Source organism: Pseudomonas subflava, assembly GCF_023823685.1.
Taxonomy (GTDB): Bacteria; Pseudomonadota; Gammaproteobacteria; order Pseudomonadales; family Pseudomonadaceae; genus Aquipseudomonas; species Aquipseudomonas subflava.
In genome coordinates this window covers 572,623-594,630 of record NZ_JAMXBF010000003.1, presented here as the reverse complement: position 1 = coordinate 594,630, position 22,008 = coordinate 572,623, and the positions used below count along the sequence as shown (strand labels likewise).

Here is a 22,008-nt window from a genome sequence, read left to right as displayed (position 1 = left end):
CGCCCGGTGAGCCGTCAGCCCAGCAGGGAGATGTCGGCGACGCCGAGGAACAGCCCGCGCAGCTGGTTGAGCAGCGCGTAGCGGTTGGCCCGCACCGAGGCGTCCTCGGCATTGACCAGCACGGCCTCGAAGAACGCATCCACCGGCTCGCGCAGGGCGGCCAGGCGTTCCAGCGCCTCGCAGTAGCAACGGGCGGCCGCCATCGGCGCCACGGCCTGGCTGGCCTGCTGGATGGCCGAGTACAGGCTGAACTCCGTCGGATTGTCGAAGTAGTGGGCTTCGGCGCTGGCGGCGACCTGGCCTTCGTACTTGCTCAGCAGGTTGGACACGCGCTTGTTGGCGGCGGCCAGGGCGGCGGCTTCCGGCAGCGTGCGGAAGGCCTGCACGGCCTGCACGCGCTGGTCGAAGTCCAGCGGCGACGCCGGCTTGAGCGCGCGCACCGCCTGGTACACGGCCACGTCCACACCTTCGTCTTCGTAGCGCGCACGCAGACGGTCGAAGATGAAATCCAGCACCTGAACGGCGAGGCCTTCGCTCTTGATCTTGCTGCCGTACAGACCGATGGCGAAGCTCACCGCCTCGACCAGGTCGAGGTCCAGCTGCTTCTCGATCAGGATGCGCAGCACGCCGAGCGCGGCGCGGCGCAGGGCGTAGGGGTCCTTGGAGCCCGTCGGCAGCATGCCGATGCCGAAGATGCCGACCAGGGTGTCGAGCTTGTCCGCCACGGCGACCGCGGAACCGGTGAGGGTCTGCGGCAGCTCGGCGCCGGCGCCACGCGGCATGTACTGCTCGTTCAGCGCCAGGGCCACATCGTCGGCCTCGCCGTCATGCTTGGCGTAGTAGTAGCCGGCAATGCCCTGCATCTCTGGGAACTCGCCGACCATCTCGGTGGCCAGGTCGCACTTGGAGAGGATGCCGGCGCGGGCCGCGCGGGTGGCATCGCCACCAATGCGCTCGGCAATAAAGGCGGCGAGCTTGGAGACGCGCTCGGCCTTGTCGAACACGCTGCCGAGCTGGGCCTGGAACACCACGTTGGCCAGGCGCTCGTTGCGCTTTTCCAGCGGCTGGCGCTTGTCTTGCTTGAAGAAGAACTCGGCGTCGGTCAGGCGCGGGCGCACCACCTTCTCGTTGCCGGTGACGATTTGCGCCGGGTCTTTCGATTCGATGTTGGCCACGGTGATGAAGCGCGGCAGCAGCTTGCCGTTGCCATCCAGCAGGCAGAAGTACTTCTGGTTGTCCTGCATGGTGGTGATCAGGGCTTCCTGCGGCACCTCGAGGAAGCGTTCCTCGAACGAGCAGACCAGCGGCACCGGCCATTCGACCAGGGCGCTGACTTCATCGAGCAGGGCCGGCGGCACGATGGCGCTGCCGTTCTCGGCACGGGCCAGTTCTTCGACGCGGGCGGCGATCTGCTGGCGGCGCTCGGCGAAGTCGGCGACCACGTAGGCGGCGCGCAGGTCTTCGGCGTAGCGGGCCGGGCTGGAAATGGTCACGTCACGGTTCGCATGGAAGCGGTGGCCGCGTGAGATGCGGCCGGCCTTCTGGGCGAGGATCTCGCAGTCAACGACCGCGTCGCCGAACAGCATCACCAGCCACTGGGTCGGACGCACGAATTCGTCCTTGCGCGCGGCCCAGCGCATGCGTTTCGGAATCGGCAGCTCGCCGAGGGAGGTCTCGACGATGCCCGGCAGCAGGCTGGCGGCGGGCTGGCCGGCGATGCTCTGCTCGAACTTCAGTTTCGGGCCGCTGGTGTCGATCTGGCTCAGTTCGACGCCGCATTTTTTGGCAAAGCCCAAGGCGGCCTGGGTCGGCTTGCCCTCGGCGTCGAAGGCGGCCTGCACGGGCGGGCCGTCGAGGCGCACGCTGCGGTCCGGCTGCTGCGCAGCCAGTTGCTCGACCACTACGGCCAGGCGCCGCGGCGCCGCGTAGAAGCGGGCGGTGGCGTACTCCAGGCCGGCGGCCTTGAGGCCCTTCTCGATGCCGGCGAGGAAGGCTTCGCCGAGGCTCTTCAGGGCCTTGGGTGGCAGCTCTTCGGTGCCCAGCTCAACCAGAAAATCCTGAGCACTCATCATTCGGCCTCCTTGAGCTTGGCCAGTACTTCGTCACGCAGTACGGGGGTGGCCATCGGGAAGCCGAGCTTGGCGCGGGCCAGCAGGTAGCTCTGGGCGATGTTCCGCGCCAGGGTGCGCACGCGCAGGATGTACTGCTGGCGCGCGGTCACCGAGATGGCGCGGCGGGCGTCGAGCAGGTTGAAGCTGTGCGAGGCCTTGATCACCATTTCATAGGCCGGCAGGGGCAGCTGCAGCTCCATCAGGCGGTTGGCCTCGGACTCGTAGAAGTCGAACAGGTCGAACAGCTTATCGACGTTGGCGTGCTCGAAGTTGAAGGTGGACTGCTCCACTTCGTTCTGGTGGAACACGTCGCCGTAGGTGACCTTGCCGAACGGCCCGTCGGAGTAGACCAGGTCGTACACCGAGTCGACGCCCTGCAGGTACATGGCCAGGCGCTCGAGGCCGTAGGTGATCTCGCCGGTGACCGGGTAGCACTCGACGCCGCCGACCTGCTGGAAGTAGGTGAACTGGGTGACTTCCATGCCGTTCAGCCAGACTTCCCAGCCCAGGCCCCAGGCGCCAAGAGTCGGCGATTCCCAGTTGTCCTCGACGAAGCGGATGTCGTGCACCAGGGTGTCGACGCCGATGCGGCGCAGCGATTCCAGGTACAGGTCCTGGATGTTCTCCGGGTTCGGCTTGAGTACCACCTGGAACTGGTAGTAGTGCTGCAGGCGGTTGGGGTTCTCGCCGTAGCGGCCGTCGGCCGGGCGGCGCGAGGGCTGCACGTAGGCGGCGTTCCAGGTCTCCGGACCGATGGCGCGCAGGAAGGTGGCGGTGTGGAAGGTACCGGCCCCCATCTCCATGTCGTAGGGTTGCAGGATCACGCAGCCTTGCTCGGCCCAATAGCTCTGGAGGGCGAGGATCAGGCCTTGGAAGGTGCTCACGTCGGGCGTTGTCTGGCTCACGAATACCACCGGTGTCGAGGCGTTTGCATAAAGCCGCGCAGTATACCCCAAGGCTGTGCGGCAACGAGGGTGCCGCCGGCGCGAGCAGAAGGTCGGCTAAAGGCTGTATTTACATACAGTATCTATTGGCTATAGTTCGTTTCGATTCCTTCACAGGTGCCCTGCCATGCCCCGCTGCTTCTGGTGCAACGACGACCCGCTGTACATCACCTACCACGACGAGGAATGGGGCGTGCCGCAGCGCGACCCGCAGTGGCTGTTCGAGATGCTCTTGCTGGAAGGCTTCCAGGCCGGGCTGTCGTGGATCACCGTACTGAAGAAGCGCGGACGCTATCGCCAGGTACTGTTCGGCTTCGACCCTGAGCGCCTGGCGGCGATGAGCGACGCGGAGATCGAAGAGCGCATGCAGGATCCCGGCATCATCCGCAACCGCGCGAAGCTGAACGCCGCGCGGCAGAACGCGCGGGCCTGGTTGAAGCTGGAAGACCCGGCCGGCCTGCTCTGGTCCTTCGTCGGCGGTGCGCCGAAGATCAATCACTTCAGCGGCCGCGGCGACGTGCCGGCGGTGACGCCCGAAGCCGATGCCATGAGCAAGGCGCTGAAGAAGCTCGGCTTCACCTTCGTCGGCCCGACCATCTGCTACGCCTACATGCAGGCCGCCGGCATGGTGATGGACCATACGACCGACTGCGACAGGTACCACGTTCTCAAAGGCTGAACCCTTCGGTCACAACCGTTACAATGCCCGCCTTTTGCGTTTCCGGGAGTTGTTCGTGGAGAGATTGAAAGGCGCCTTGGTGGTCGGCTTTCTGCGCCTGTTCGCCCTGCTGCCCTGGGGTGCAGTGCAGGCTGCCGGCTCGGCCATCGGCTGGTTGATGTGGAAGCTGCCCAATGGCTCGCGCGACGTGGTGCGCATCAACCTGGCCAAGTGTTTCCCCGAACTCGACCCGGCCGAGCGAGAGCGCCTCGTCGGCGCAACCCTGCGCGACATCGGCAAGACCCTCACTGAAAGCGCCTGCGCCTGGATCTGGCCGGTCGAACGCACGCTCAAACTGGTGCGCGAGGTCGAGGGCCTTGAGGTGCTGCAGGCCGCGCTCGCCTCCGGCAAGGGCGTGGTCGGCGTGGCCAGCCACCTGGGCAACTGGGAGGTGCTGAACCACTACTTCTGCTCCCAGTGCAAACCGATCATCTTCTACCGCCCGCCCAAGCTGCAGGCCCTCGACGAGCTGCTGCAGAAGCAGCGCGCACAGATGGGCAATCGCGTGGCGCCCTCGACCAAGGAAGGCATTCTCAGCGTGATCAAGGAGGTGCGCCGCGGTGGTGTGGTGGGCATTCCCGCCGACCCGGAGCCGAGCCGTTCCAGCGGCCTGTTCGTGCCGTTCTGCGCGATCCAGGCACTGACCAGCAAGTTCGTCCCCGGCATGCTCGCCGGCGGCAAGGCGGTCGGCATCTTCCTGAACGCCGTGCGCCTTCCGGACAACAGCGGCTTCAAGGTGATCTTCGAAGCGGTGCCCGAAGACATGTACAGCGAGGACCCGCAGGTATCAGCTACGGCCATGAGCCGGGAACTCGAACGCTATGTGCGCGCCTATCCCAGCCAGTACCTGTGGAGCATGAAGCGTTTCAAGAAGCGGCCGGCGGGCGAGAAGAAGTGGTATTGATGCGCTGCGTGTAAGTCAGTACCGTCAGAGCACTTTTTCTCACCACGACAGGACAGGCATGGACAACAAGCGCGATCACCTGCGTACCCCGCTCAAGGTCCAGCTGCGTATCGACCATCCGCTGCACGGGCAGATGCTGGTGACCACCCGGGATATCTCCGAGAGCGGCGTGTTCGTGGTGATCGACGATGCCCAGCGCCTGTTGCAGATCGGTGAGGTGGTCCAGGGCCAGGTCCAGGGCCTGCCGATTCCGGCGCCCGTGGTGCAGATGCAGGTGATCCGCTTCGAACCCAGTGGCGTCGCCCTCAAGTTCCAGCGCGACTAGCGGCCCTCATTGCCAGCCACCTTCTCCAGGCGGCGCAGGAAAACCATCATTTCCTTCTCGGTCTGCTTGTCGCCGCGTTTGCGCGCCACTTCCAGGCCATTGTGCCACGCCTGGCGCGCTTCCTCGAACATCTCCCGACGCTGGCACGCCTGGCCCAGCAGCTTCCACGCCGCCGAGTAATTGGGATCGAAGCCCAGGCATTTCTGCAGGTGCTTGGCCGCCGCGTCGGGCTGGTTGCCATCCAGGTAGGCCTTGCCCAGGCCGAAGCGTAGCAGGGCGTTGTCCACCCCACGGGCCAGCAGTTTTTCCAGGGATTCGGGCGTGGTCATGCCAAGGGCGCCTCGTGGCTCAGAAGAAGGTCAGACCGACCTGGAACAGGCGCTCCACGTCGCGGATGTACTTCTTGTCGACGAGGAACAGTATCACGTGGTCGCCGGATGCGATGACCGTGTCGTCATGGGCGATCAGCACCTCCTCGTCGCGGATCACCGCGCCGATGGTGGTACCCGGCGGCAGGGCGATCTCCTCGATCATCTTGCCGACCACCTTGCTCGAGCGCGCGTCGCCATGGGCGATGGCCTCGATGGCTTCGGCCGCGCCACGACGCAGGCTGTGCACGCTCTCGATGTCGCCGCGGCGCACGTGGGTCAGCAGGGTGCCGATGGTGGCCAGCTGCGGGCTGATGGCGATATCGATATCGCCGCCCTGGACCAGGTCGACGTAGGCCGGGTTGTTGATGATGGTCATCACCTTGCGCGCGCCCAGGCGCTTGGCCAGCAGCGAGGACATGATATTGGCCTCGTCGTCGTTGGTCAGAGCGAGGAAGATGTCGGCCTCGTTGATGTTCTCCTCCACCAGCAGGTCGCGGTCGGAGGCGCTGCCCTGCAGCACGATGGTGCTTTCCAGGTTGTCCGACAGGTAGCGGCAGCGCGCCGGGTTCATCTCGATGATCTTCACCTGGTAGCGGCTCTCGATGGCCTCGGCCAGGCGCTCGCCGATATGCCCGCCGCCGGCGATAACGATGCGCTTGTAGCTGTCTTCGAGGCGGCGCAACTCGCTCATCACCGCGCGGATGTGCGCCTTGGCGGCGATGAAGAACACCTCGTCATCGGCCTCGATCACCGTGTCGCCCTTCGGCATGATCGGCCGGTTGCGGCGGAAGATGGCGGCCACGCGGGTGTCGACATTGGGCATGTGTTCGCGCAGCTGGCGCAGCTGCTGACCCACCAGCGGCCCGCCGTAGTAGGCCTTGACCGCCACCAGCTGGGCCTTGCCCTCGGCGAAGTCGATCACCTGCAGGGCGCCGGGATACTCGATCAGGCGCTTGATGTAGTTGGTCACCACCTGCTCGGGGCTGATCAGCACGTCGACCGGGATGGCCTCGTTGTCGAACAGCGCCTCGCGGGTCAGGTAGGCCGACTCGCGCACCCGGGCGATCTTGGTCGGGGTGTGGAACAGGGTGTAGGCGACCTGGCAGGCGACCATGTTGGTCTCGTCGCTGTTGGTCACCGCCACCAGCATGTCGGCGTCGTCGGCGCCGGCCTGACGCAGCACGGTGGGGAAGGAGCCGCGGCCCACCACGGTGCGGATGTCCAGGCGGTCGCCGAGATCGCGCAGGCGGTCGGCATCGGTGTCGACCACGGTGATGTCGTTGGCCTCGCTGGCCAGGTGCTCCGCCAGGGTGCCGCCGACCTGGCCTGCGCCGAGAATGATGATTTTCACCTAGAGCTCCATTAGCCGCGCGGTGCCGCGGCGATCTTGATCAGCTTGGCATAGTAGAACCCGTCGTGGCCCTCGGCCTGCGGCAGCAGCTGGCGGCCGTGGGCCTGCTTGAGGCCGAAGGCGCCGGGAATATCCAGCTCGCGCGCGCCAGGGGTGCGGGCGAGGAAGGCGGCGATATTGTCGCGATTCTCCTCCGGCAGCACCGAGCAGGTGGCATAGAGCAGCACGCCGCCGACCTCCAGGGTCGGCCAGAGGGCATCGAGCAGCTCGCCCTGCAGCTTGGCCAGGGCGGTGATGTCGTCGGCCTGGCGGGTCAGCTTGATGTCCGGATGGCGGCGGATCACCCCGGTGGCCGAGCAAGGGGCGTCGAGCAGGATGCGCTGGAACGGCTTGCCGTCCCACCAGGTGGCCACGTCGCGGCCGTCGGCGGCGATCAGGGTGGCTTCGAGCTTGAGGCGGTCGAGGTTCTCCTGCACCCGGGCCAGGCGACTCGGCTCCAGATCCAGGGCGATCACTTCGCTCAGTTGCGGCTGGGCTTCCAACAAGTGGCAGGTCTTGCCGCCGGGTGCCGCGCAGCCGTCCAGTACGCGCTGGCCGGGTGCCAGATCCAGCAGGTCGGCGGCCAGCTGCGCGGCCTCGTCCTGCACGCTGACGCGGCCCTCGGCGAAGCCCGGCAGGGTCGTCACGTCACAGGGCTGCAGCAGGCGGATGCCGTCGCGGCTGAAGGCGCAAGGCTCGGCTTCGAGGCCGGCGCCGCGTAGTTCGGCGAGGTAGGCATCACGGCCCCCATGGCGGCGATTGACCCGCAGCAGCAGCGGCGGGTGTTCGTTATTGGCGGCGCAGATGGCCTGCCAGTGCTCGGGCCAGTCGGCCTTCAGGCGCTTCTGCAGCCAGCGCGGATGTGCGGTGTGCAGCACCGGGTCGCGGTCCAGTTCGGCGAACAGCGCCTCGTGCTCGCGCTGCGCGTTGCGCAGCACGCCGTTGAGCAGGCCCTTGAGCGAGGATTTCTTCAGCTTGTCGACGCAGGCCACCGTCTCGCCGATGGCGGCATGGGCCGGGATTCGGGTATGCAGCAGCTGGTACAGGCCGATCAACAGAAGGGCCTCGACGTCGCGGTCGGCCGCCTTGAACGGCTTCTGCAGCAGCTTGTCGGCGAGCAGCTGCAGGCGCGGTTGCCAGCGTGCGGTGCCGAAGGCCAAGTCCTGGGCCAGGCCGCGGCCACGCGGCTCGACCCTGTCCAGCAGCGGCGGCAGGCTGCTACCCAGCGAGGCCTTGCCGTTGAGCACGGCGGCCAGGGCGCGAGCGGCGGCCAGGCGGGGGTTCATTGGCCGAGCACCAGGCCGGCGGCGAACTGCTCGCGTCGGCTGTTGTACAGATCACTGAAGGCCAGCGGCTTGCCGCCGGGCAGCTGCAGGCGCGTCAGGCGCAGGGCGCCCTCGCCGCAGGCGACGGTCAGGCCACTCTTGTCGGCGGCGAGCACGGTACCCGGAGCGCCGCTGCCCTCGCCCAGTTGCGCGGCCAGCACCTTGAGCGGTTCGCCATTCAGCGTGCTGTGGCAGATCGGCCAAGGGTTGAAGGCGCGCACCAGACGCTCCAGCTCCACGGAGGGGCGGCTCCAGTCCAGGCGCGCCTCGTCCTTGTTCAGCTTGTGGGCGTAGGTGGCCAGACTGTCGTCCTGCACTTCGCCACGTAGCTCGCCGGCGGCCAGTTTGCTTACGGCTTCGACCACGGCCTGGGAGCCCAGCTGCGACAGACGATCATGTAGGCTGCCACCCGTGTCGTCGGCGCTGATGGCGGTGCTGACTTTGAGCAGCATGGGGCCGGTGTCCAGGCCAGCCTCCATCTGCATGACGGTGACGCCGGATTCGGCATCGCCGGCCTGCACCGCGCGTTGGATCGGCGCGGCGCCGCGCCAGCGCGGCAGCAGTGAGGCGTGGCTGTTGATGCAGCCCAGACGCGGGGTGTCCAGCACCACTTGCGGCAGGATCAGGCCGTAGGCGACCACCACCATCAGGTCTGGCTGGAGCGCGGCCAGTTCGGCCTGGGCGGCCTGGTCGCGCAAGGTCTGCGGCTGGTACACCGGGATAGCGTGCTGCAGGGCCAACTGCTTCACCGGGCTGGGCATCAGCTTCTGCCCGCGGCCGGCCGGGCGGTCCGGTTGTGTGTAGACGGCGACTACCTGCTTACCCGCATCGAGCAGGGCCTGCAAATGCTGGGCGGCGAATTCCGGGGTGCCGGCGAAAACGATGCGCATGGATCACTCACTGCATGAAAAGAAAAAGGCTTGCCGGAGCAAGCCTTTGGGAGTCGGAGGATCAAGCCTGCTGGCGGTGCTGTTTTTCCAGCTTCTTCTTGATCCGGTCGCGCTTGAGCGTGGACAGGTAGTCGACGAACAGCTTGCCGTTGAGGTGATCGCACTCGTGCTGGATGCACACGGCGAGCAGGCCTTCGGCGACCAGCTCGTAGTGGCTGCCGTCGCGGTCCTGGGCCTTGATCCGCACCTTCTGCGGGCGGTCGACGTTCTCGTAGAAGCCGGGTACCGAGAGGCAGCCTTCCTGATACTGGTCCATCTCCTCGGTCAGCGACTCGAACTCGGGATTGATGAATACCCGCGGCTCGGACTTGTCCTCGGACAGGTCCATCACCACCACCCGCTTGTGAACGTTGATCTGCGTGGCGGCCAGACCGATGCCGGGCGCGGCGTACATGGTCTCGAACATGTCATCGATCAGCTGCGAGAGTGCGGCGTCGAAAACGGTCACCGGCTTGGCGATGGTGCGCAGGCGCGGATCGGGGAATTCGAGGATGTTTAGAATGGCCATGGCTGTTTGTGATGCACTTGTGGAATAAAGTAAAAAACCGCTGCTAAGATGATGAGCAGCTTTGAAAAACGGCTCAAAAGCCGCTGTTTCCGCGGCCTTCAGGCGCCAGCCACATAATAAAGGGATTCACCGTATGAGGAAATCACTACTCGCCCTGCTGCTGGTCGCCGCGGGCGGTCTGGCCCAGGCCGGACTGGTCCAGGCCGAAGTGCAGCTCAAGGATGGTCATCCGGACCGTTATACGGTGGTCAAGGGCGATACCCTCTGGGACATCTCCGGCAAATTCCTCAGCCAGCCTTGGAAGTGGCCCGAGCTGTGGCACGCCAATCCGCAAATCGAAAACCCGCACCTGATCTACCCGGGCGACACCCTTAGCCTGGTCTACATCGACGGCCAACCGCGCCTGATGCTCAACCGCGGCGCCTCGCGCGGCACCATCAAGCTGTCGCCCAAGGTGCGCAGCACGCCGATGGCCGAAGCCATTCCGACCATCCCGCTGGAAGCCATCAACAGTTTCCTGCTGAGCAATCGGATCGTGAATAGTGCCGAAGAGTTCGCGGCCCAGCCGTACATCGTCGCGGGCCGGCAGGAGAGCGTGATCGCCGGCGCAGGCGACCGCATCTACGGCCGCGGCGAGTTCGCCGACGCGCAATCGGTCTACGGCATCTTCCGCCAGGGCAAGGTCTATACCGACCCCGAGACCAAGGAATTCCTCGGCATCAATGCCGACGATATCGGTACCGTCGAGGTGCTGGCTCATGAGGGCGACATCGCCACGCTTAACCTGACCCGCTCGACCCAGGAAGTGCGCCTCGGCGACCGCCTGTTCCCGACCGAAGAACGCGCCGTCAACTCCACCTTCATGCCCAGCGAGCCGGAGGCCGAAGTAAACGGTGTCATCCTGGACGTGCCGCGCGGTGTGAGCCGGGTCGGTCAGTACGACGTGGTGACCATCAACAAGGGCAAGATCGATGGCCTCAGCGAAGGCAACGTGCTGGCCATTTACAAGACCGGCGAGACCGTGCGTGATCGCATCACCGGCGAGTCGGTGAAGATCCCGGACGAGCGTTCCGGCCTGCTGATGGTGTTCCGCACCTACGAGAAGCTCAGCTATGGCCTGGTGCTCTACGCCACCCGCGACCTGGCGTTGATGGACAAGGTGAAGAACCCGTAACACCCCGAACCCCCGCCCCGTGCGGGGGTTCTGCTTTCCGGCCACGATCAAGGACGATCGCCATGCACATCTCCCCCGCCGAACTGGAGGCGCGTCTGCGCCTGCACAGCCTGCCGGAGCTCGGGCCGCGGCGCTTCCGCCGCCTGCTGGAAGCCTTCGGCCATGCCTCCGCCGCCCTCAGCGCACCCGCCGCCGCGTGGCGCTCCCTCGGCCTGCCCGCCGCGTGCGCCGAGCCGCGGCGCGACGCCGAAATCCGCGAGCGCGCCGCACATGCGCTGGGCTGGCTCGAGCAGCCGGGCCGGCATCTGCTGATGTGGGACGATCCGACCTACCCCGAGCTGCTCGCCGAGCTGGACGATGCTCCGCCACTGTTGTTCGTCGAAGGCGATCCGGCGCTGCTCGAGCGTCCGCAGCTGGCCATGGTCGGCAGCCGCCGCGCCTCGCGCACGGGGCTGGACACCGCATGCGCGTTCGCCCGCAGCCTGGCCGGCGGCGGCTTCGTCGTCACCAGCGGGCTGGCGCTCGGCATCGACGGCGCGGCGCATCAGGGCGCGCTGGAAGTCGGCGGCGCTACCGTGGCGGTGCTCGGCACCGGGCTGGAGCGCCTCTATCCGCAGCGTCACGTCGGCCTGGCCGCGCGCATCGTCGAGGGCGGAGGCGCGCTGGTCTCGGAGCTGCCGCTGGACTGCCCGCCCCAGGCGGGCAATTTCCCCCGCCGCAACCGCATCATCAGCGGCCTCTCGCTGGGTGTGCTGGTGGTCGAGGCGAGCCCGTCCAGCGGCTCGCTGATCACCGCGCGGCTGGCCGCCGAACAGGGCCGCGAGGTCTATGCGATTCCCGGCTCCATTCACCATCCCGGCGCTCGTGGCTGTCATCAGCTGATCCGCGAAGGCGCGGCTCTGGTGGAAAGCGTGGACGACATTCTCCAGGCCCTGGGTGGCTGGCAGCGGCTGCCGCCAACCGCGGGCGAGGCGCCACGCAGCGAAAGCCCGCTGCTGAATCAGCTGCGCGCCGCGCCGCAGACCAGCGAAGGTCTGGCCCGGGCCTGCGGCCTGGACCTGGGCGAGACCCTCGCCGCCTTGACCGAGCTGGAACTGGAGGGGCTGGTAGTGTGCGAGGCCGGGCGCTGGGTACACCGCGCCGTCTGAGCTGGGTAAACTCGCTGCCAAACAGAGCATCGGGGGCGAGCATGCACGGCAGTTGGCGCATACAGCGAGTGGCACGGGTGGTACGCGAAGGCGGGGTGATCGCCTACCCCACCGAGGCCGTCTGGGGCCTGGGATGCGATCCCTGGAACGAGGCCGCGGTGGACCGCCTGCTGGCGCTCAAGGAGCGTCCGGTGCACAAGGGCCTGATCCTGGTGGCGGACAGCATCGAGCAGTTCGATTTTCTCCTCGACGACCTGCCCGAGCGCTGGATCGACCGCCTGGCCAGCACCTGGCCGGGGCCCAACACCTGGCTGGTGCCACATCAGGATCGCCTGCCGCGCTGGATCACCGGGCAGCACGACAACGTCGCCCTGCGCGTCAGCGACCACCCGCTGGTGCGCGATCTCTGCGCCCTCACCGGGCCGCTGGTGTCCACCTCGGCCAACCCGGCCGGGCGGCCCTCGGCGCGCTCGCGCCTGCGGGTCGAGCAGTACTTTCCGCGCCAGCTGGACGCCGTGCTCGGCGGCGCCCTGGGCGGGCGCAAGAACCCCAGCCTGATCCGTGATCTGCGTACGGGCGACGTGATCCGCCCGTCCTGAGTTGCGTAGGGTGCGTCGTGCGGGCGCCTGCTCGGGCGCGCACGGCGCACCTATGGATCAAGGCAACAGAATGGTCGAGCCGGTGGTCTGTCTGCTGGTCAGCGCATCATGGGCCTGGGCCGCATCCGCCAGGGGATAGCGCTGGCCGATCTCCACCGTGATCCGGCCGTCGGCGACCAGAGCGAACAGCTCGTCCGCCATGGCCTGCAGATTTTCCGCGCTGTTGGCGTAGTGGCCGAGAGACGGCCGGGTCACGTAGAGCGAGCCCTTCTGCGCCAGCACACCGAGGTTGACCCCGGTGACCGCGCCCGAGGCGTTGCCGAAGCTCACCAGCAGGCCGCGCGGTGCCACGCAGTCCAGCGAGCGTTCCCAGGTGTCCTTGCCCACCGAGTCGTACACCACCGGGCACTTGCTCCCGTCGGTCAGCGCCAGCACGCGCTGCACCACGTCCTCGCGGCTATAGTCGATGGTCGCCCAGGCGCCATTGGCCTTGGCCAGCGCCGCCTTGTCCGGCGACGACACGGTGCCGATCAGTTTTACGCCCAAGGCTCTGGCCCACTGGCAGGCGATCAGCCCGACGCCGCCAGCCGCGGCGTGCCAGAGAATGGTCTGCCCGGCCTCGACCCGGTAGGTCTGGCGCAGCAGGTACTGCACGGTGAGGCCCTTGAGCATCAGCGCCGCGGCCTGCTCGAAGGCGATCGAGTCCGGCAGCTTGACCAGGTGCTGCGCCGGCAGCACGTGCAGCTCGCCATAGGCGCCCAGCGGACCGGTGCCGTAGGCCACGCGGTCGCCGACCTCGAGATGAGTCACCGCGCTGCCCACCGCCTCCACCTCACCGGCGCCCTCGCTGCCCAGGCCGGACGGCAGGCTCGGCGGCGGGTACAGGCCGCTGCGGTAGTAGGTGTCGATGAAGTTCAGGCCGATGGCGCGGTTGCGCACCCGCACCTCGTGCGGATCTGGCTCGGCGGCTGGGCGGGCGACCAGCTCGAGCACGTCGCTGCCGCCGTGGCGGGAAAACTGGATGCGTTTGGCCATCTGCTGCACTCCTCTGCAAAGGGCTCCATCCAAGCGCCGGGACTGACCCCCGTCAAGTGCGGCGGAATGCGACGATGGTATGCTGGCGCCCTCTTCCGAACTGCCCGGACCCTTGCCGTGAGTGAACGTACCCAGGCCGTGAAGGCCTACCTGCTCGACCTGCAGGACCGCATCTGCACCGCCCTCGAAGCCGAGGATGGCGGCACCCGCTTCTTCGAGGACAGCTGGGAGCGTCCCGCCGGCGGCGGTGGTCGTACCCGGGTGATCGAGAACGGCGCGCTGATCGAAAAGGGCGGCGTGAACTTCTCCCATGTGTTCGGCGACAGCCTGCCGCCGTCGGCCAGCGCGCACCGTCCCGAGTTGGCCGGGCGCGGCTTCGAGGCCATGGGCGTGTCCCTGGTGATCCATCCGGAAAACCCGCACGTGCCGACGTCCCACGCTAACGTGCGCTTCTTCAGCGCCGAGAAGGAGGGCGAAGAGTCGGTCTGGTGGTTCGGCGGCGGCTTCGACCTGACGCCCTATTACGCTCATGAAGAAGACTGCGTGCACTGGCACCAAGTCGCCCGCGACGCCTGCGCGCCGTTCGGCGCCGAGGTCTATCCGAAGTTCAAGGAGTGGTGCGACCGCTACTTCCATCTCAAGCACCGCGGCGAGCCGCGCGGCATCGGCGGGCTGTTCTTCGACGACCTCAACCAGTGGGACTTCGACACCAGCTTCGCCTTCCTGCGTGCCATCGGCGATGCCTACATCCAGGCCTACCTGCCCATCGTCCAGCGGCGCAAGGCCACCCCGTTCACCGAGGCGCAACGCGAGTTCCAGGCCTTCCGCCGTGGCCGCTACGTCGAGTTCAACCTGGTGTTCGACCGCGGCACCCTGTTCGGCCTGCAGTCCGGCGGGCGCACCGAATCCATCCTCATGTCGCTGCCGCCGCACGTGCGCTGGGGCTATGACTGGAAGCCGGAGCCGGGCAGCGAAGAGGCGCGCCTGACCGAGTATTTCCTGCAGGACCGCGACTGGCTCGCCGGCGTTTAGGGCGGCCCTCTCCCCCCGCCCCCATAAAAGGGCGCGGGGAGTTGTAGGGTGGAAAACGCCGTAGGCTTTTCCACCTCCCACATCAGTAGGTGGAAATCGCTGCGCGAGTTTTCCACCTTACGCAGACAGGCAAACTTCGAAGGATTTTCCATGGACCGCTACGGCGTCTTCGGCAACCCCATCGGCCACAGCAAGTCGCCGCTGATCCACCGCCTGTTCGCCGAGCAGACTGGCCAGGACCTGACCTACGAGGCCCTGCCGGCGCCGCTGGAAGACTTTCCCGGCTACGCCCGCGCCTTCTTCGAAACCGGCCGGGGCGGCAATGTCACCGTGCCGTTCAAGGAAGAGGCCTATCGCCTGGCCGACGAGCTGAGCGAGCGCGCCCGCCGCGCCGGCGCGGTGAACACCCTGAAGAAACTCGATGAGGGCCGCCTGCTCGGCGACAACACCGACGGCGCCGGCCTGGTCCGCGACCTGACGGTGAACGCCGGCCTCGACCTGGCCGACAAGCGCATCCTCCTGCTCGGCGCCGGCGGCGCCGTGCGCGGCGTGCTGGAGCCGCTGCTGGCCGAGCGGCCACAGAGCCTGACCATCGCCAACCGCACGGTGGAGAAGGCCGAGCAACTGGCGCGCGAATTCGCCGACCTGGGCCCGGTGGCCGCGGCCGGCTTCGACTGGCTCAGCGAGCCGGTCGATCTGATCGTCAACGGCACCTCGGCCTCGCTGGTCGGTGAGCTGCCGCCGCTCGACCCGAGCCTGATCCGCCCCGGCCACACGGTCTGCTACGACATGATGTACGGCAAGGAACCGACCGCCTTCAACCGCTGGGCCGCCGGGCACGGCGCGGCGCGCTGCCTCGATGGCCTGGGCATGCTGGTGGAACAGGCGGCCGAGGCGTTCTTCGTCTGGCGCGGCGTGCGGCCGGACGGCGCGCCGGTGCTGGCCGAGCTGCGCCGACAGCTGGGCTGACATGCCGTACCTGCTGGTCGTCACGGCCCTCTGGGCCTTCTCCTTCAGCCTGATCGGCGAGTACCTGGCCGGCCGCGTCGACAGCGATTTTGCCGTGCTGGCGCGGGTGCTGATCGCCGCCCTGGTCTTCCTGCCCTTCACCGTCTGGCGCGGCCTGCCGCGGCGGATGCTGGCCGGCTTCTGGCTGGCCGGCGCGCTGCAGTTCGGCATCACCTACCTGTGTCTGTACCGCAGCTTCCAGGTGCTGACGGTGCCGGAAGTGCTGCTGTTCACCGTGCTCACGCCGATCTACGTGACCCTGCTCGACGATGCCCTGGCCCGCCGCTTCAGCCCCTGGGCGCTGCTCGCCGCGCTGGTCGCCGTGGGCGGCGGGGTGATCATCCGTTTTGACAAGCTGGAAGGCGATTACCTGCTCGGCTTCGTCCTGCTGCAGATCGCCAACGCCACCTTCGCCGCCGGCCAGGTACTGTGCCGCCGCCTGCTCCTGCACTACCGGCCGACGCAGCCGCTGCACCGCTTCTTCGGCCATTTCTTCCTCGGCGCGATGGTGCTGGTGCTGCCCTCCTTCCTGCTGTTCGGCAATCCGGACAAGCTGCCGCACACCGCCGTGCAATGGGGCGTGCTGGTGTGGATGGGGCTGTTTGCCACGGCGCTGGGCCTGTACTGGTGGGTTAAGGGCAGTACGCGGGTGGACGCCGGCACCCTGGCGATCATGAACGAGCTGCACGTGCCGGCCGGCCTTCTGGTCAACCTGCTGATCTGGAACCGCGACTTCGACCTACCGCGCCTGGCCGCCGGCGGCGCGGTCATCCTCGCCGCCATGGCCTTGCTGCACCTGGGCCGCCGTAGAGCGTCCGCGCTCGCCTGAGCGGCGCGCCACACATATACTCTCCGCCATTCGCTGGCAGGGACCGCCAGGCTTACATCAACCGCGCGGACCCCGACAGTGAAAAAAGCCCTCTCCTTCGCCGGCCTGTTGCTGGCCTGTCTGACCCTCATCGCCCCCGTCGCCCAGGCGGCGCCACAGACCCAGGAACTCGCCTCCGGCAGCGCCCTGCTGGTCGACCTCAAGACCAACCAGATCCTCTACTCCAGCAACCCCGACCTGCAGGTGCCGATCGCCTCGGTGACCAAGCTGATGACCGCCATGGTGGTGCTGGACGCCAGGCAGTCGCTGGACGAGCAGCTGAACATCGTGATCAAGGACGTGCCCGAGATGCGCGGCGTGTATTCGCGCGTGCGCATCGGCAGCCAGCTGAGCCGCCGCGACATGCTGCTGCTGACCCTGATGAGCTCGGAGAACCGCGCCGCCGCCAGCCTGGCCCATCACTACCCGGGCGGCGTGCCGGGCTTCGTCGCGGCGATGAACGCCAAGGCCCAGGCCCTGGGCATGCGCCACACCCGCTACCGCGAGCCGACCGGCCTGTCGGAGAAGAACGTCTCCACCGCCAACGACCTGGTCAAGCTGGTCAAGGCCGCCGGCCAGTTCCCGCTGATCGGCCAGTTCAGCAGCACCCGCGAGCACGTCCAGCAGTTCGCCAAGCCGCGCTACAGCCTGGGCTTCCGCAACACCAACAGCCTGGTGCACAAGGCCAACTGGAGCATCCAGCTGACCAAGACCGGCTTCACCAACGCCGCCGGCCACTGCCTGGTGATGCGCACCCAGATGGCCGGCAAGCCGGTGGCCTTCGTGGTGCTGGACGCCTTCGGCAAATACACCCACATGGCCGACGCCAATCGCCTGAAGAAGTGGCTGGAAACCGGCCAGGTCAGCAAGGTGGCACCGGCGGCGCTGGCCTACAAGCAGCAGAAACAGGCCGAACGCGCCCGGACCATGCAGGCGGCGCAGTAACCCGCCAGCCATAAAAAAAGCCCAGCTTGATGCTGGGCTTTTTCATGTTGGGGATGTTGGTGCCGGAGACAGGAATCGAACCTGCGACCTTCGCGTTACGAGTGCGCTGCTCTACCGACTGAGCTACACCGGCGTGGACGGCAACTTATCAGCTGGCCGCGAGCCGGGCAATTGCGCCTTGCTCACTACAGGAACCAGCGATACTCGCGCGCGCTGACCTCGTTCATGAAGTCCAGATGGTCGTGGCGCTTGTTCTCGCAATAGACGAAGACGAACTCGGCGCCCAGCTTGTCCTTGACCACCTCGTGGGACTCCATGGCCGCCACTGCGGTGAGCATGTCCTTGGGGAAGTCCACGCCGCTGCAGCGGTCGTCGTTCAGCGAGGGGATCGGCTCGCGGGCCTGGTCCAGGCCGTGCTCCATGCCGCTGAGGATGGCCGCCAGCACCAGGTAGGGGTTGGCGTCGGCGCCAGCCAGGCGGTGTTCGATGCGCAGGTTCCTGCCGTCTGACTCGGGGATGCGGATACACGCGTCGCGGTCCTCGAAGCCCCAGCTGGCCTTGCTCGCCGCGTTGACCCGCGAACCGTAGCGGCGGTAGGCGTTGTGGTTGGCCGCGAAGATCGGCATGCAGTGCGGCAGCAGCTCCAGGCAGCCGGCCACGGCGTGGCGCAGCGGGCGCTGGCCGTCGCCGTCGAGCAGGTTGTTGCCGGCCTGGTCGTACAGGCTCACGTGCACATGCATGCCACTGCCCGGCGCCTCCAGGTAGGGCTTGCTCATGAAGCTGGCGCGGTAGCCGTGCTTCATCGCCACCCCGCGGGTGCTGCGGCAGAACAGGGCGGCCTGGTCCGCGGCACGCAGGCCGTCGTCGCAGTGGGCGAAGTTGATCTCGAACTGCCCGGGGCCGATCTCGGCGGTGATGACGTTGGCCTCCACGTCCTGCTCCTGGGCCGCCTCGACCATCTCGTGCAGCACGTCAGAGAAGCGCGAGAGGCGCTCGATGTGCATGTTCGGCTGGTCGTCTTCATCGTCGGTCAGCGGGTCGCGCGGGAAGCGCGGCAGGCCATTGTCCAGCTTGCGGTCGAACAGGTAGAACTCCAGCTCGAAGGCCACCACCGGGCGGATGCCCCTGGCTTCCAGGCGCTTGAGTACGCGGGCCAGCACCTCGCGGGGCTCGAACTCGATCGGCGCCTCGGTGCCGTCGGAGCTGATCAACATCTGCCCCAGCGGCTGCTTCTCCCAGCGCACCGGCTTGAGCGTGCCGGGGATCAGGCGGCGCGGGGCGTCCGGGTCGCCGTCGTTGAAGCAATAGTCGCCGATCGGGTGCAGGCCTCCCTGGGCGCCAAGCAGCACGCAGTTCTGCGGCAGCTTGAGCGGGCCGCCGGCGGCGACCTTCTCCAGCATGTCGAGGGGATAGCGTTTGCCGTAGAAGTGCCCGGGGATGTCCAGGCAGATCAGCTCGACGTAGCGCACGTCCGGGTGGGCGGCGCGGAAGGCGCGCACTTCGCTGAGCAGGTCGGGGAATGTAGATGTCACGTTCTTGTCCTTGTTTTCATCAATACCCGTCAAATGCGGATCAGAACCGTCACGAGCGAAGGCCAGGCAAGGCGCAGGCTGGCGACGGCGCGGAGCTTACAAGTGGTAAGTGGGCAGCCCGAGCCAGCGTGCAACGCAGCCTGGCCGAGCGCAGTAGGTTCTGGCCGCATTTCAGGTGAAGACCCAGAGCACTCGAGTGGGTTGATCGGTGAGGTTGGCGTAGCGGAACTGGGCATGCGGTGGCAGCTGGAAGCTGTCGCGCGGGCCGAGGGTGACCGGCTCGGCGGTGTCGCCGTACCAGACCGTCAGCTCGCCCTCGAGAACGAAGCCGCCCTGCTCGGAGCTGTCGTTCAGGTGGCCCTCGCCGCTGGTGGCGCCGGGCTCAAGGAAGCTCTCCAGCATGGCGAAGCCGCCGGACATCCCCGGCGAGGCCAGCACATCGGTGATGCCGCCGGCGTAGTACAGCGTGCGGCGCTCGTCCGGGCGGGTCGCCCAGGGCACCAGGCGCGGTTTGCCGGGGTTGTAGAAGTAGGTGGTCGGCACGCCCAGCGCCTCGCTGATGGCGGTGAGGTCGGCCACGGTCGGGCGTGACAGGCCGCGCTCGACCTGGGACAGAAAGCCCACCGAGCGGCCAATGCGCTCGGCCAGCTCATTGAGCGTCAGGTCCTTGTGCTTGCGCAGATCGCGCACCAGGATCGCCAGGCCTTCGATTTCTTCCTGCTTGTCCATGACATTCCTCGCGTAGCCCGGATGCCATCCGGGGAGGGTTATTTCGGTTGGCATCCGGGCTAGGGTAAACGGGCTCAGAAAAGATCGCGCAGGCGGTACCAGGCCTTGCCCACCGCCTCGATGGGCGCGGCTAGCTGGTCGCCGCCGGGAAAGCGCGGGTTGTCCAGGCCCTGATACAGGCCGAGCAGGTCGGCGTCGCCGAGGATCGCGTCGCTCACCGCGCGGGCGGCGGCCAGGGTCGGCAGGATGCCGTGGCCGGAGAAGCCCTGCAGCCAGTACTTCTGGCCCTGGCGGCCGACGTCCGGAGTGCGGTGCATGGTGCAGTCGATATGCCCGCCCCAGCCATGGTCGATCTGCACGCCGCGCAGCTGCGGGAACACCCGTTCCAGATACGGGCGGGTGGCCGCCGGCACGTCCTTGGGAATGCCGCCCAGGTAGGTACAGCCGCCGCCGAACAGCAGGCGGTGGTCCGGGGTGACGCGGAAGTAATCGGGGACGAACTGGTTGTCGATGGCGCAAGTGCCGCGCGGCAGCAGCGAGCGGGCCAGCTCGGGGTCAAGCGGGGCGGTGGCCACCTGATACGAGCCGACCGGCAGCAGGCGTTTCGACAGTTCGCGGTCGAGGCCGTCGACATAGGCGTTGCAGGCCAGCACCAGCACATCGCCGCGGACCTCGCCATGCTCGGTGCGCACGCGGTAGCCCGCCGGTGTCTCCTGCCAGTCCAGCGCCCGGCTCTGCTCGAAGATGCGCCCGCCGGCCGCCTCGATGGCACCGGCCAGGCCCTGGGCCAGCTTCAGCGGGTTGAGGTGGGCGGCGCCGGTGTCGTGCAGGGCGGCCAGGTAGCGTGGGCTGGCGATCCACTCGGGCAGATCCTGCTGGGCGATGAAGCTGAGCTGGCGATACCCGTATGTGTGCTCGGCCTCTTCCAGGTTCTCCTGCAGCTGGCGCACCCGGCGCGGCAGCACGGCGGTGTAGAGGGCGCCGGTGCGGTAGTCGATGTCGAAGCCGTGGCGCTCGGGCAGCTCGCGCATCTCCTCGGCGGCCCAGACCATGCTGTCCCACAGGCGACGCGCGCGTTCGGTGCCCAGGGCCTTTTCCAGGGGCGGCATGTCGCAGGACCAGCCCGGCAGGGCCTGTCCGCCGTTGCGCCCGGAGGCGGCCCAGGCCAGGCGGCTGGCCTCCAGCAACACCACTTTCTTGCCGGCCAGGGCCAGGCGCAGGCCGGTGTGCAGGCCGCTGAAGCCGGCGCCGACGATCACCACGTCGCAGTCGAGGGTTTCCTGAAGGCGCGGGCGCAACGGAATCGGGCCGTAAGTGGCGGCGTAATAGGTGCCGACGTGCTGGGCGGATTGCTTGAACATGCGGGCCTCATGAAATTTCTTGTTTTCTATTTCATGAAAAAATACACAAGAAAATTCACAAGGCCAAGGCCGGTTGGTCAGTTCTGCGCCCAGGCCTGCCCCGCCAGGCACTCGCTCAGGTAGTCGAGGAAGCAGGTGATACGCGCCGCCAGCGCGGTGTTGCGGTAGTACACGGCGTTGATCGGCTGGCGGGTATCGACGTTGTGCGCGGCCAGCACTTCCACCAGCGCGCCGGACCGCCGATCTTCTGCGGTCATAAAGTCCGAGAGGCAGACCAGCCCGGCGCCGGCCAGGGCTAGCTGGCGCAGGGTCTCGCCGCTGGAGGCCTTGAGCGTCGGGACGATCTGCAGCTGGTCACCCCGATCGTGGCGCAGCGGCCAGAGGTTTAGGCTGTCCGGCTGGGTGAAGCCGAGCAGGCCATGGTCCCGCAGCTCCGCGGGCGATTGCGGCGTGCCACGCGCCGCCAGGTAGGCCGGGCTGGCCAGCACGCGGATGCGGCTGCGCCCCAGCGGTCGGGCGTGCAGGCTAGAGTCGCGCAGGGCGCCGATGCGGATGGCCAGGTCGGTGCGCTGTTCCAGCAGGTCGATGATCAGGTCGTTGCTGTTCAGCTCCAGCTCGATCTGCGGATAGCGCGCGCGGAAGCCGGCCACCAGCGGCACCAGCACGTGCAGCATGAAGGGCGAGGCGGCGTTGACCCGCAAGCGCCCGGCCGGCACCTGGCGGCGCAGGGCCATCTGCTCCTCGGCCTCCTCGACGGCGGCGAGAATGCGCCGGGCCTGGACGAGGAACGCCGCACCCTCCTCGGTCAGCTCCAGGCGCCGCGTGGTGCGGCGCAATAGGGTGACGCCGAGCTTGTCCTCGAGGCGGCCGAGGGCGCGGCTGATGCCCGAGGCGGTCTGCCCCAGCTGCTCGGCAGCGGCGCTGATGGAGCCACCGTCCACCACCTGGGTGAAGGCCTGCAGTTCGTCCAGGCTGGTCTTCATTCGTGATTCCTTGGCAAATATCTTTGGCGTACTACCGGGTTTTTCCGC

Annotated in this window: 22 protein-coding genes and 1 tRNA gene; 10 read left to right on the top strand and 13 right to left on the bottom strand. The window is 67.5% G+C overall.

Annotation, left to right across the window (positions count from 1 at the left end; translation table 11 throughout):
- Positions 1-14: 14 nt before the first annotated feature.
- Together glyS and glyQ are read right to left on the bottom strand one after the other, a co-directional pair.
- Positions 15-2,069 (bottom strand): glycine--tRNA ligase subunit beta, encoded by a 2,055-nt coding sequence (gene glyS / locus NF616_RS06185; RefSeq protein WP_252272342.1) that lies wholly within the window; start codon positions 2,067-2,069, stop codon positions 15-17.
- Positions 2,069-3,016 (bottom strand): glycine--tRNA ligase subunit alpha, encoded by a 948-nt coding sequence (gene glyQ / locus NF616_RS06180; protein ID WP_252272340.1) that lies wholly within the window; start codon positions 3,014-3,016, stop codon positions 2,069-2,071. The genes glyS and glyQ overlap by 1 nt, the downstream gene beginning before the upstream one ends.
- Before the next feature lie 166 nt (positions 3,017-3,182).
- Here glyQ and NF616_RS06175 point away from each other — a divergent pair, with 166 nt between their 5' ends.
- Genes NF616_RS06175 through NF616_RS06165 form a run of 3 tightly spaced genes read left to right on the top strand, consistent with a single transcriptional unit; the run spans position 3,183 to position 5,002 of the window.
- Positions 3,183-3,734 carry a DNA-3-methyladenine glycosylase I gene (locus NF616_RS06175; protein ID WP_252272338.1) on the top strand — a complete coding sequence of 184 codons (552 nt, stop codon included), beginning with the start codon at positions 3,183-3,185 and terminating at the stop codon, positions 3,732-3,734.
- 55 nt (positions 3,735-3,789) lie between these two features.
- Positions 3,790-4,677 carry a lysophospholipid acyltransferase gene (locus tag NF616_RS06170; RefSeq protein WP_252272336.1) on the top strand — a complete coding sequence of 296 codons (888 nt, stop codon included), beginning with the start codon at positions 3,790-3,792 and terminating at the stop codon, positions 4,675-4,677.
- 58 nt (positions 4,678-4,735) lie between these two features.
- Positions 4,736-5,002: a PilZ domain-containing protein gene (locus tag NF616_RS06165; RefSeq protein WP_252272334.1), complete on the top strand. Its 267-nt coding sequence runs from the start codon at positions 4,736-4,738 to the stop codon at positions 5,000-5,002.
- Here the strand turns inward: NF616_RS06165 and NF616_RS06160 are convergent.
- From NF616_RS06160 to def, 5 genes are all read right to left on the bottom strand, one after another.
- Positions 4,999-5,331 (bottom strand): tetratricopeptide repeat protein, encoded by a 333-nt coding sequence (locus NF616_RS06160; protein ID WP_252272332.1) that lies wholly within the window; start codon positions 5,329-5,331, stop codon positions 4,999-5,001. The two genes, NF616_RS06165 and NF616_RS06160, sit on opposite strands and share 4 nt — an antisense overlap.
- Positions 5,332-5,350: 19 nt before the next feature.
- Positions 5,351-6,724, bottom strand: a complete 1,374-nt coding sequence (gene trkA / locus NF616_RS06155) for a Trk system potassium transporter TrkA (RefSeq protein WP_252272331.1) — start codon at positions 6,722-6,724, stop codon at positions 5,351-5,353.
- Positions 6,725-6,735: 11 nt separating this feature from the next.
- Positions 6,736-8,049 carry a 16S rRNA (cytosine(967)-C(5))-methyltransferase RsmB gene (rsmB, locus tag NF616_RS06150; RefSeq protein ID WP_252272329.1) on the bottom strand — a complete coding sequence of 438 codons (1,314 nt, stop codon included), beginning with the start codon at positions 8,047-8,049 and terminating at the stop codon, positions 6,736-6,738.
- Complete coding sequence (gene fmt / locus NF616_RS06145; RefSeq protein WP_252272327.1) at positions 8,046-8,978, bottom strand: methionyl-tRNA formyltransferase; 933 nt, start codon at positions 8,976-8,978, stop codon at positions 8,046-8,048. The genes rsmB and fmt overlap by 4 nt, the downstream gene beginning before the upstream one ends.
- Before the next feature lie 61 nt (positions 8,979-9,039).
- The gene (gene def / locus NF616_RS06140; protein WP_252272325.1) at positions 9,040-9,546 is read right to left on the bottom strand and encodes a peptide deformylase; all 507 of its coding nucleotides are present in this window, start codon (positions 9,544-9,546) and stop codon (positions 9,040-9,042) included.
- A gap of 133 nt (positions 9,547-9,679) precedes the next feature.
- Here def and NF616_RS06135 point away from each other — a divergent pair, with 133 nt between their 5' ends.
- From NF616_RS06135 to tsaC, 3 genes are all read left to right on the top strand, one after another.
- Positions 9,680-10,720 carry a LysM peptidoglycan-binding domain-containing protein gene (locus NF616_RS06135; protein WP_252272322.1) on the top strand — a complete coding sequence of 347 codons (1,041 nt, stop codon included), beginning with the start codon at positions 9,680-9,682 and terminating at the stop codon, positions 10,718-10,720.
- A 62-nt stretch (positions 10,721-10,782) separates the two neighbouring features.
- Complete coding sequence (dprA, locus tag NF616_RS06130) at positions 10,783-11,868, top strand: DNA-processing protein DprA (protein ID WP_252272320.1); 1,086 nt, start codon at positions 10,783-10,785, stop codon at positions 11,866-11,868.
- A gap of 41 nt (positions 11,869-11,909) precedes the next feature.
- Positions 11,910-12,467 carry an L-threonylcarbamoyladenylate synthase type 1 TsaC gene (gene tsaC, locus NF616_RS06125; RefSeq protein WP_252272318.1) on the top strand — a complete coding sequence of 186 codons (558 nt, stop codon included), beginning with the start codon at positions 11,910-11,912 and terminating at the stop codon, positions 12,465-12,467.
- A gap of 57 nt (positions 12,468-12,524) precedes the next feature.
- On the opposite strand, the gene NF616_RS06120 is transcribed toward tsaC, so the two are convergent.
- Positions 12,525-13,502 (bottom strand): NADPH:quinone reductase, encoded by a 978-nt coding sequence (locus NF616_RS06120; RefSeq protein ID WP_252272317.1) that lies wholly within the window; start codon positions 13,500-13,502, stop codon positions 12,525-12,527.
- A gap of 66 nt (positions 13,503-13,568) precedes the next feature.
- Here NF616_RS06120 and hemF point away from each other — a divergent pair, with 66 nt between their 5' ends.
- The 4 genes from hemF to pbpG all read left to right on the top strand — a co-directional run bounded on the left by hemF (position 13,569) and on the right by pbpG (position 17,355).
- Positions 13,569-14,534: an oxygen-dependent coproporphyrinogen oxidase gene (gene hemF, locus NF616_RS06115; protein ID WP_286674921.1), complete on the top strand. Its 966-nt coding sequence runs from the start codon at positions 13,569-13,571 to the stop codon at positions 14,532-14,534.
- 150 nt (positions 14,535-14,684) lie between these two features.
- Positions 14,685-15,503 (top strand): shikimate dehydrogenase, encoded by an 819-nt coding sequence (aroE, locus tag NF616_RS06110; RefSeq protein WP_252272313.1) that lies wholly within the window; start codon positions 14,685-14,687, stop codon positions 15,501-15,503.
- 1 nt (position 15,504) lies between these two features.
- Positions 15,505-16,371 carry a carboxylate/amino acid/amine transporter gene (locus NF616_RS06105; protein WP_252272311.1) on the top strand — a complete coding sequence of 289 codons (867 nt, stop codon included), beginning with the start codon at positions 15,505-15,507 and terminating at the stop codon, positions 16,369-16,371.
- Between the two features lie 78 nt (positions 16,372-16,449).
- Positions 16,450-17,355, top strand: a complete 906-nt coding sequence (gene pbpG, locus NF616_RS06100) for a D-alanyl-D-alanine endopeptidase (RefSeq protein ID WP_252272309.1) — start codon at positions 16,450-16,452, stop codon at positions 17,353-17,355.
- A gap of 57 nt (positions 17,356-17,412) precedes the next feature.
- On the opposite strand, the gene NF616_RS06095 is transcribed toward pbpG, so the two are convergent.
- From NF616_RS06095 to NF616_RS06075, 5 genes are all read right to left on the bottom strand, one after another.
- Positions 17,413-17,488 (bottom strand) — tRNA-Thr (locus tag NF616_RS06095).
- 52 nt (positions 17,489-17,540) lie between these two features.
- Entirely contained in the window at positions 17,541-18,887 is a 1,347-nt protein-coding gene (locus NF616_RS06090) for a glutamine synthetase family protein (protein ID WP_252272307.1), read from the bottom strand.
- Between the two features lie 171 nt (positions 18,888-19,058).
- Positions 19,059-19,616, bottom strand: coding sequence for a helix-turn-helix domain-containing protein (locus NF616_RS06085; RefSeq protein ID WP_252272305.1), 558 nt, complete (start codon positions 19,614-19,616; stop codon positions 19,059-19,061).
- Positions 19,617-19,690: 74 nt separating this feature from the next.
- The gene (locus tag NF616_RS06080) at positions 19,691-20,977 is read right to left on the bottom strand and encodes an NAD(P)/FAD-dependent oxidoreductase (RefSeq protein ID WP_252272303.1); all 1,287 of its coding nucleotides are present in this window, start codon (positions 20,975-20,977) and stop codon (positions 19,691-19,693) included.
- Between the two features lie 77 nt (positions 20,978-21,054).
- Complete coding sequence (locus tag NF616_RS06075) at positions 21,055-21,960, bottom strand: LysR family transcriptional regulator (protein WP_252272302.1); 906 nt, start codon at positions 21,958-21,960, stop codon at positions 21,055-21,057.
- Between the last annotated feature and the right edge of the window lie 48 nt (positions 21,961-22,008).

Bases quoted from the DNA above. Each gene is read 5' to 3' on its own strand.
- glyS (WP_252272342.1), bottom strand. From the start codon at position 2,069: ATGAGTGCTCAGGATTTTCTGGTTGAGCTGGGCACCGAAGAGCTGCCA.
- NF616_RS06175 (WP_252272338.1), top strand. From the start codon at position 3,183: ATGCCCCGCTGCTTCTGGTGCAACGACGACCCGCTGTACATCACCTAC.
- NF616_RS06165 (WP_252272334.1), top strand. From the start codon at position 4,736: ATGGACAACAAGCGCGATCACCTGCGTACCCCGCTCAAGGTCCAGCTG.
- NF616_RS06160 (WP_252272332.1), bottom strand. From the start codon at position 5,331: ATGACCACGCCCGAATCCCTGGAAAAACTGCTGGCCCGTGGGGTGGAC.
- rsmB (WP_252272329.1), bottom strand. From the start codon at position 8,049: ATGAACCCCCGCCTGGCCGCCGCTCGCGCCCTGGCCGCCGTGCTCAAC.
- fmt (WP_252272327.1), bottom strand. From the start codon at position 8,978: ATGCGCATCGTTTTCGCCGGCACCCCGGAATTCGCCGCCCAGCATTTG.
- def (WP_252272325.1), bottom strand. From the start codon at position 9,546: ATGGCCATTCTAAACATCCTCGAATTCCCCGATCCGCGCCTGCGCACC.
- NF616_RS06135 (WP_252272322.1), top strand. From the start codon at position 9,680: ATGAGGAAATCACTACTCGCCCTGCTGCTGGTCGCCGCGGGCGGTCTG.
- dprA (WP_252272320.1), top strand. From the start codon at position 10,783: ATGCACATCTCCCCCGCCGAACTGGAGGCGCGTCTGCGCCTGCACAGC.
- tsaC (WP_252272318.1), top strand. From the start codon at position 11,910: ATGCACGGCAGTTGGCGCATACAGCGAGTGGCACGGGTGGTACGCGAA.
- NF616_RS06120 (WP_252272317.1), bottom strand. From the start codon at position 13,502: ATGGCCAAACGCATCCAGTTTTCCCGCCACGGCGGCAGCGACGTGCTC.
- hemF (WP_286674921.1), top strand. From the start codon at position 13,569: ATGCGACGATGGTATGCTGGCGCCCTCTTCCGAACTGCCCGGACCCTT.
- aroE (WP_252272313.1), top strand. From the start codon at position 14,685: ATGGACCGCTACGGCGTCTTCGGCAACCCCATCGGCCACAGCAAGTCG.
- NF616_RS06105 (WP_252272311.1), top strand. From the start codon at position 15,505: ATGCCGTACCTGCTGGTCGTCACGGCCCTCTGGGCCTTCTCCTTCAGC.
- NF616_RS06085 (WP_252272305.1), bottom strand. From the start codon at position 19,616: ATGGACAAGCAGGAAGAAATCGAAGGCCTGGCGATCCTGGTGCGCGAT.
- NF616_RS06080 (WP_252272303.1), bottom strand. From the start codon at position 20,977: ATGTTCAAGCAATCCGCCCAGCACGTCGGCACCTATTACGCCGCCACT.
- NF616_RS06075 (WP_252272302.1), bottom strand. From the start codon at position 21,960: ATGAAGACCAGCCTGGACGAACTGCAGGCCTTCACCCAGGTGGTGGAC.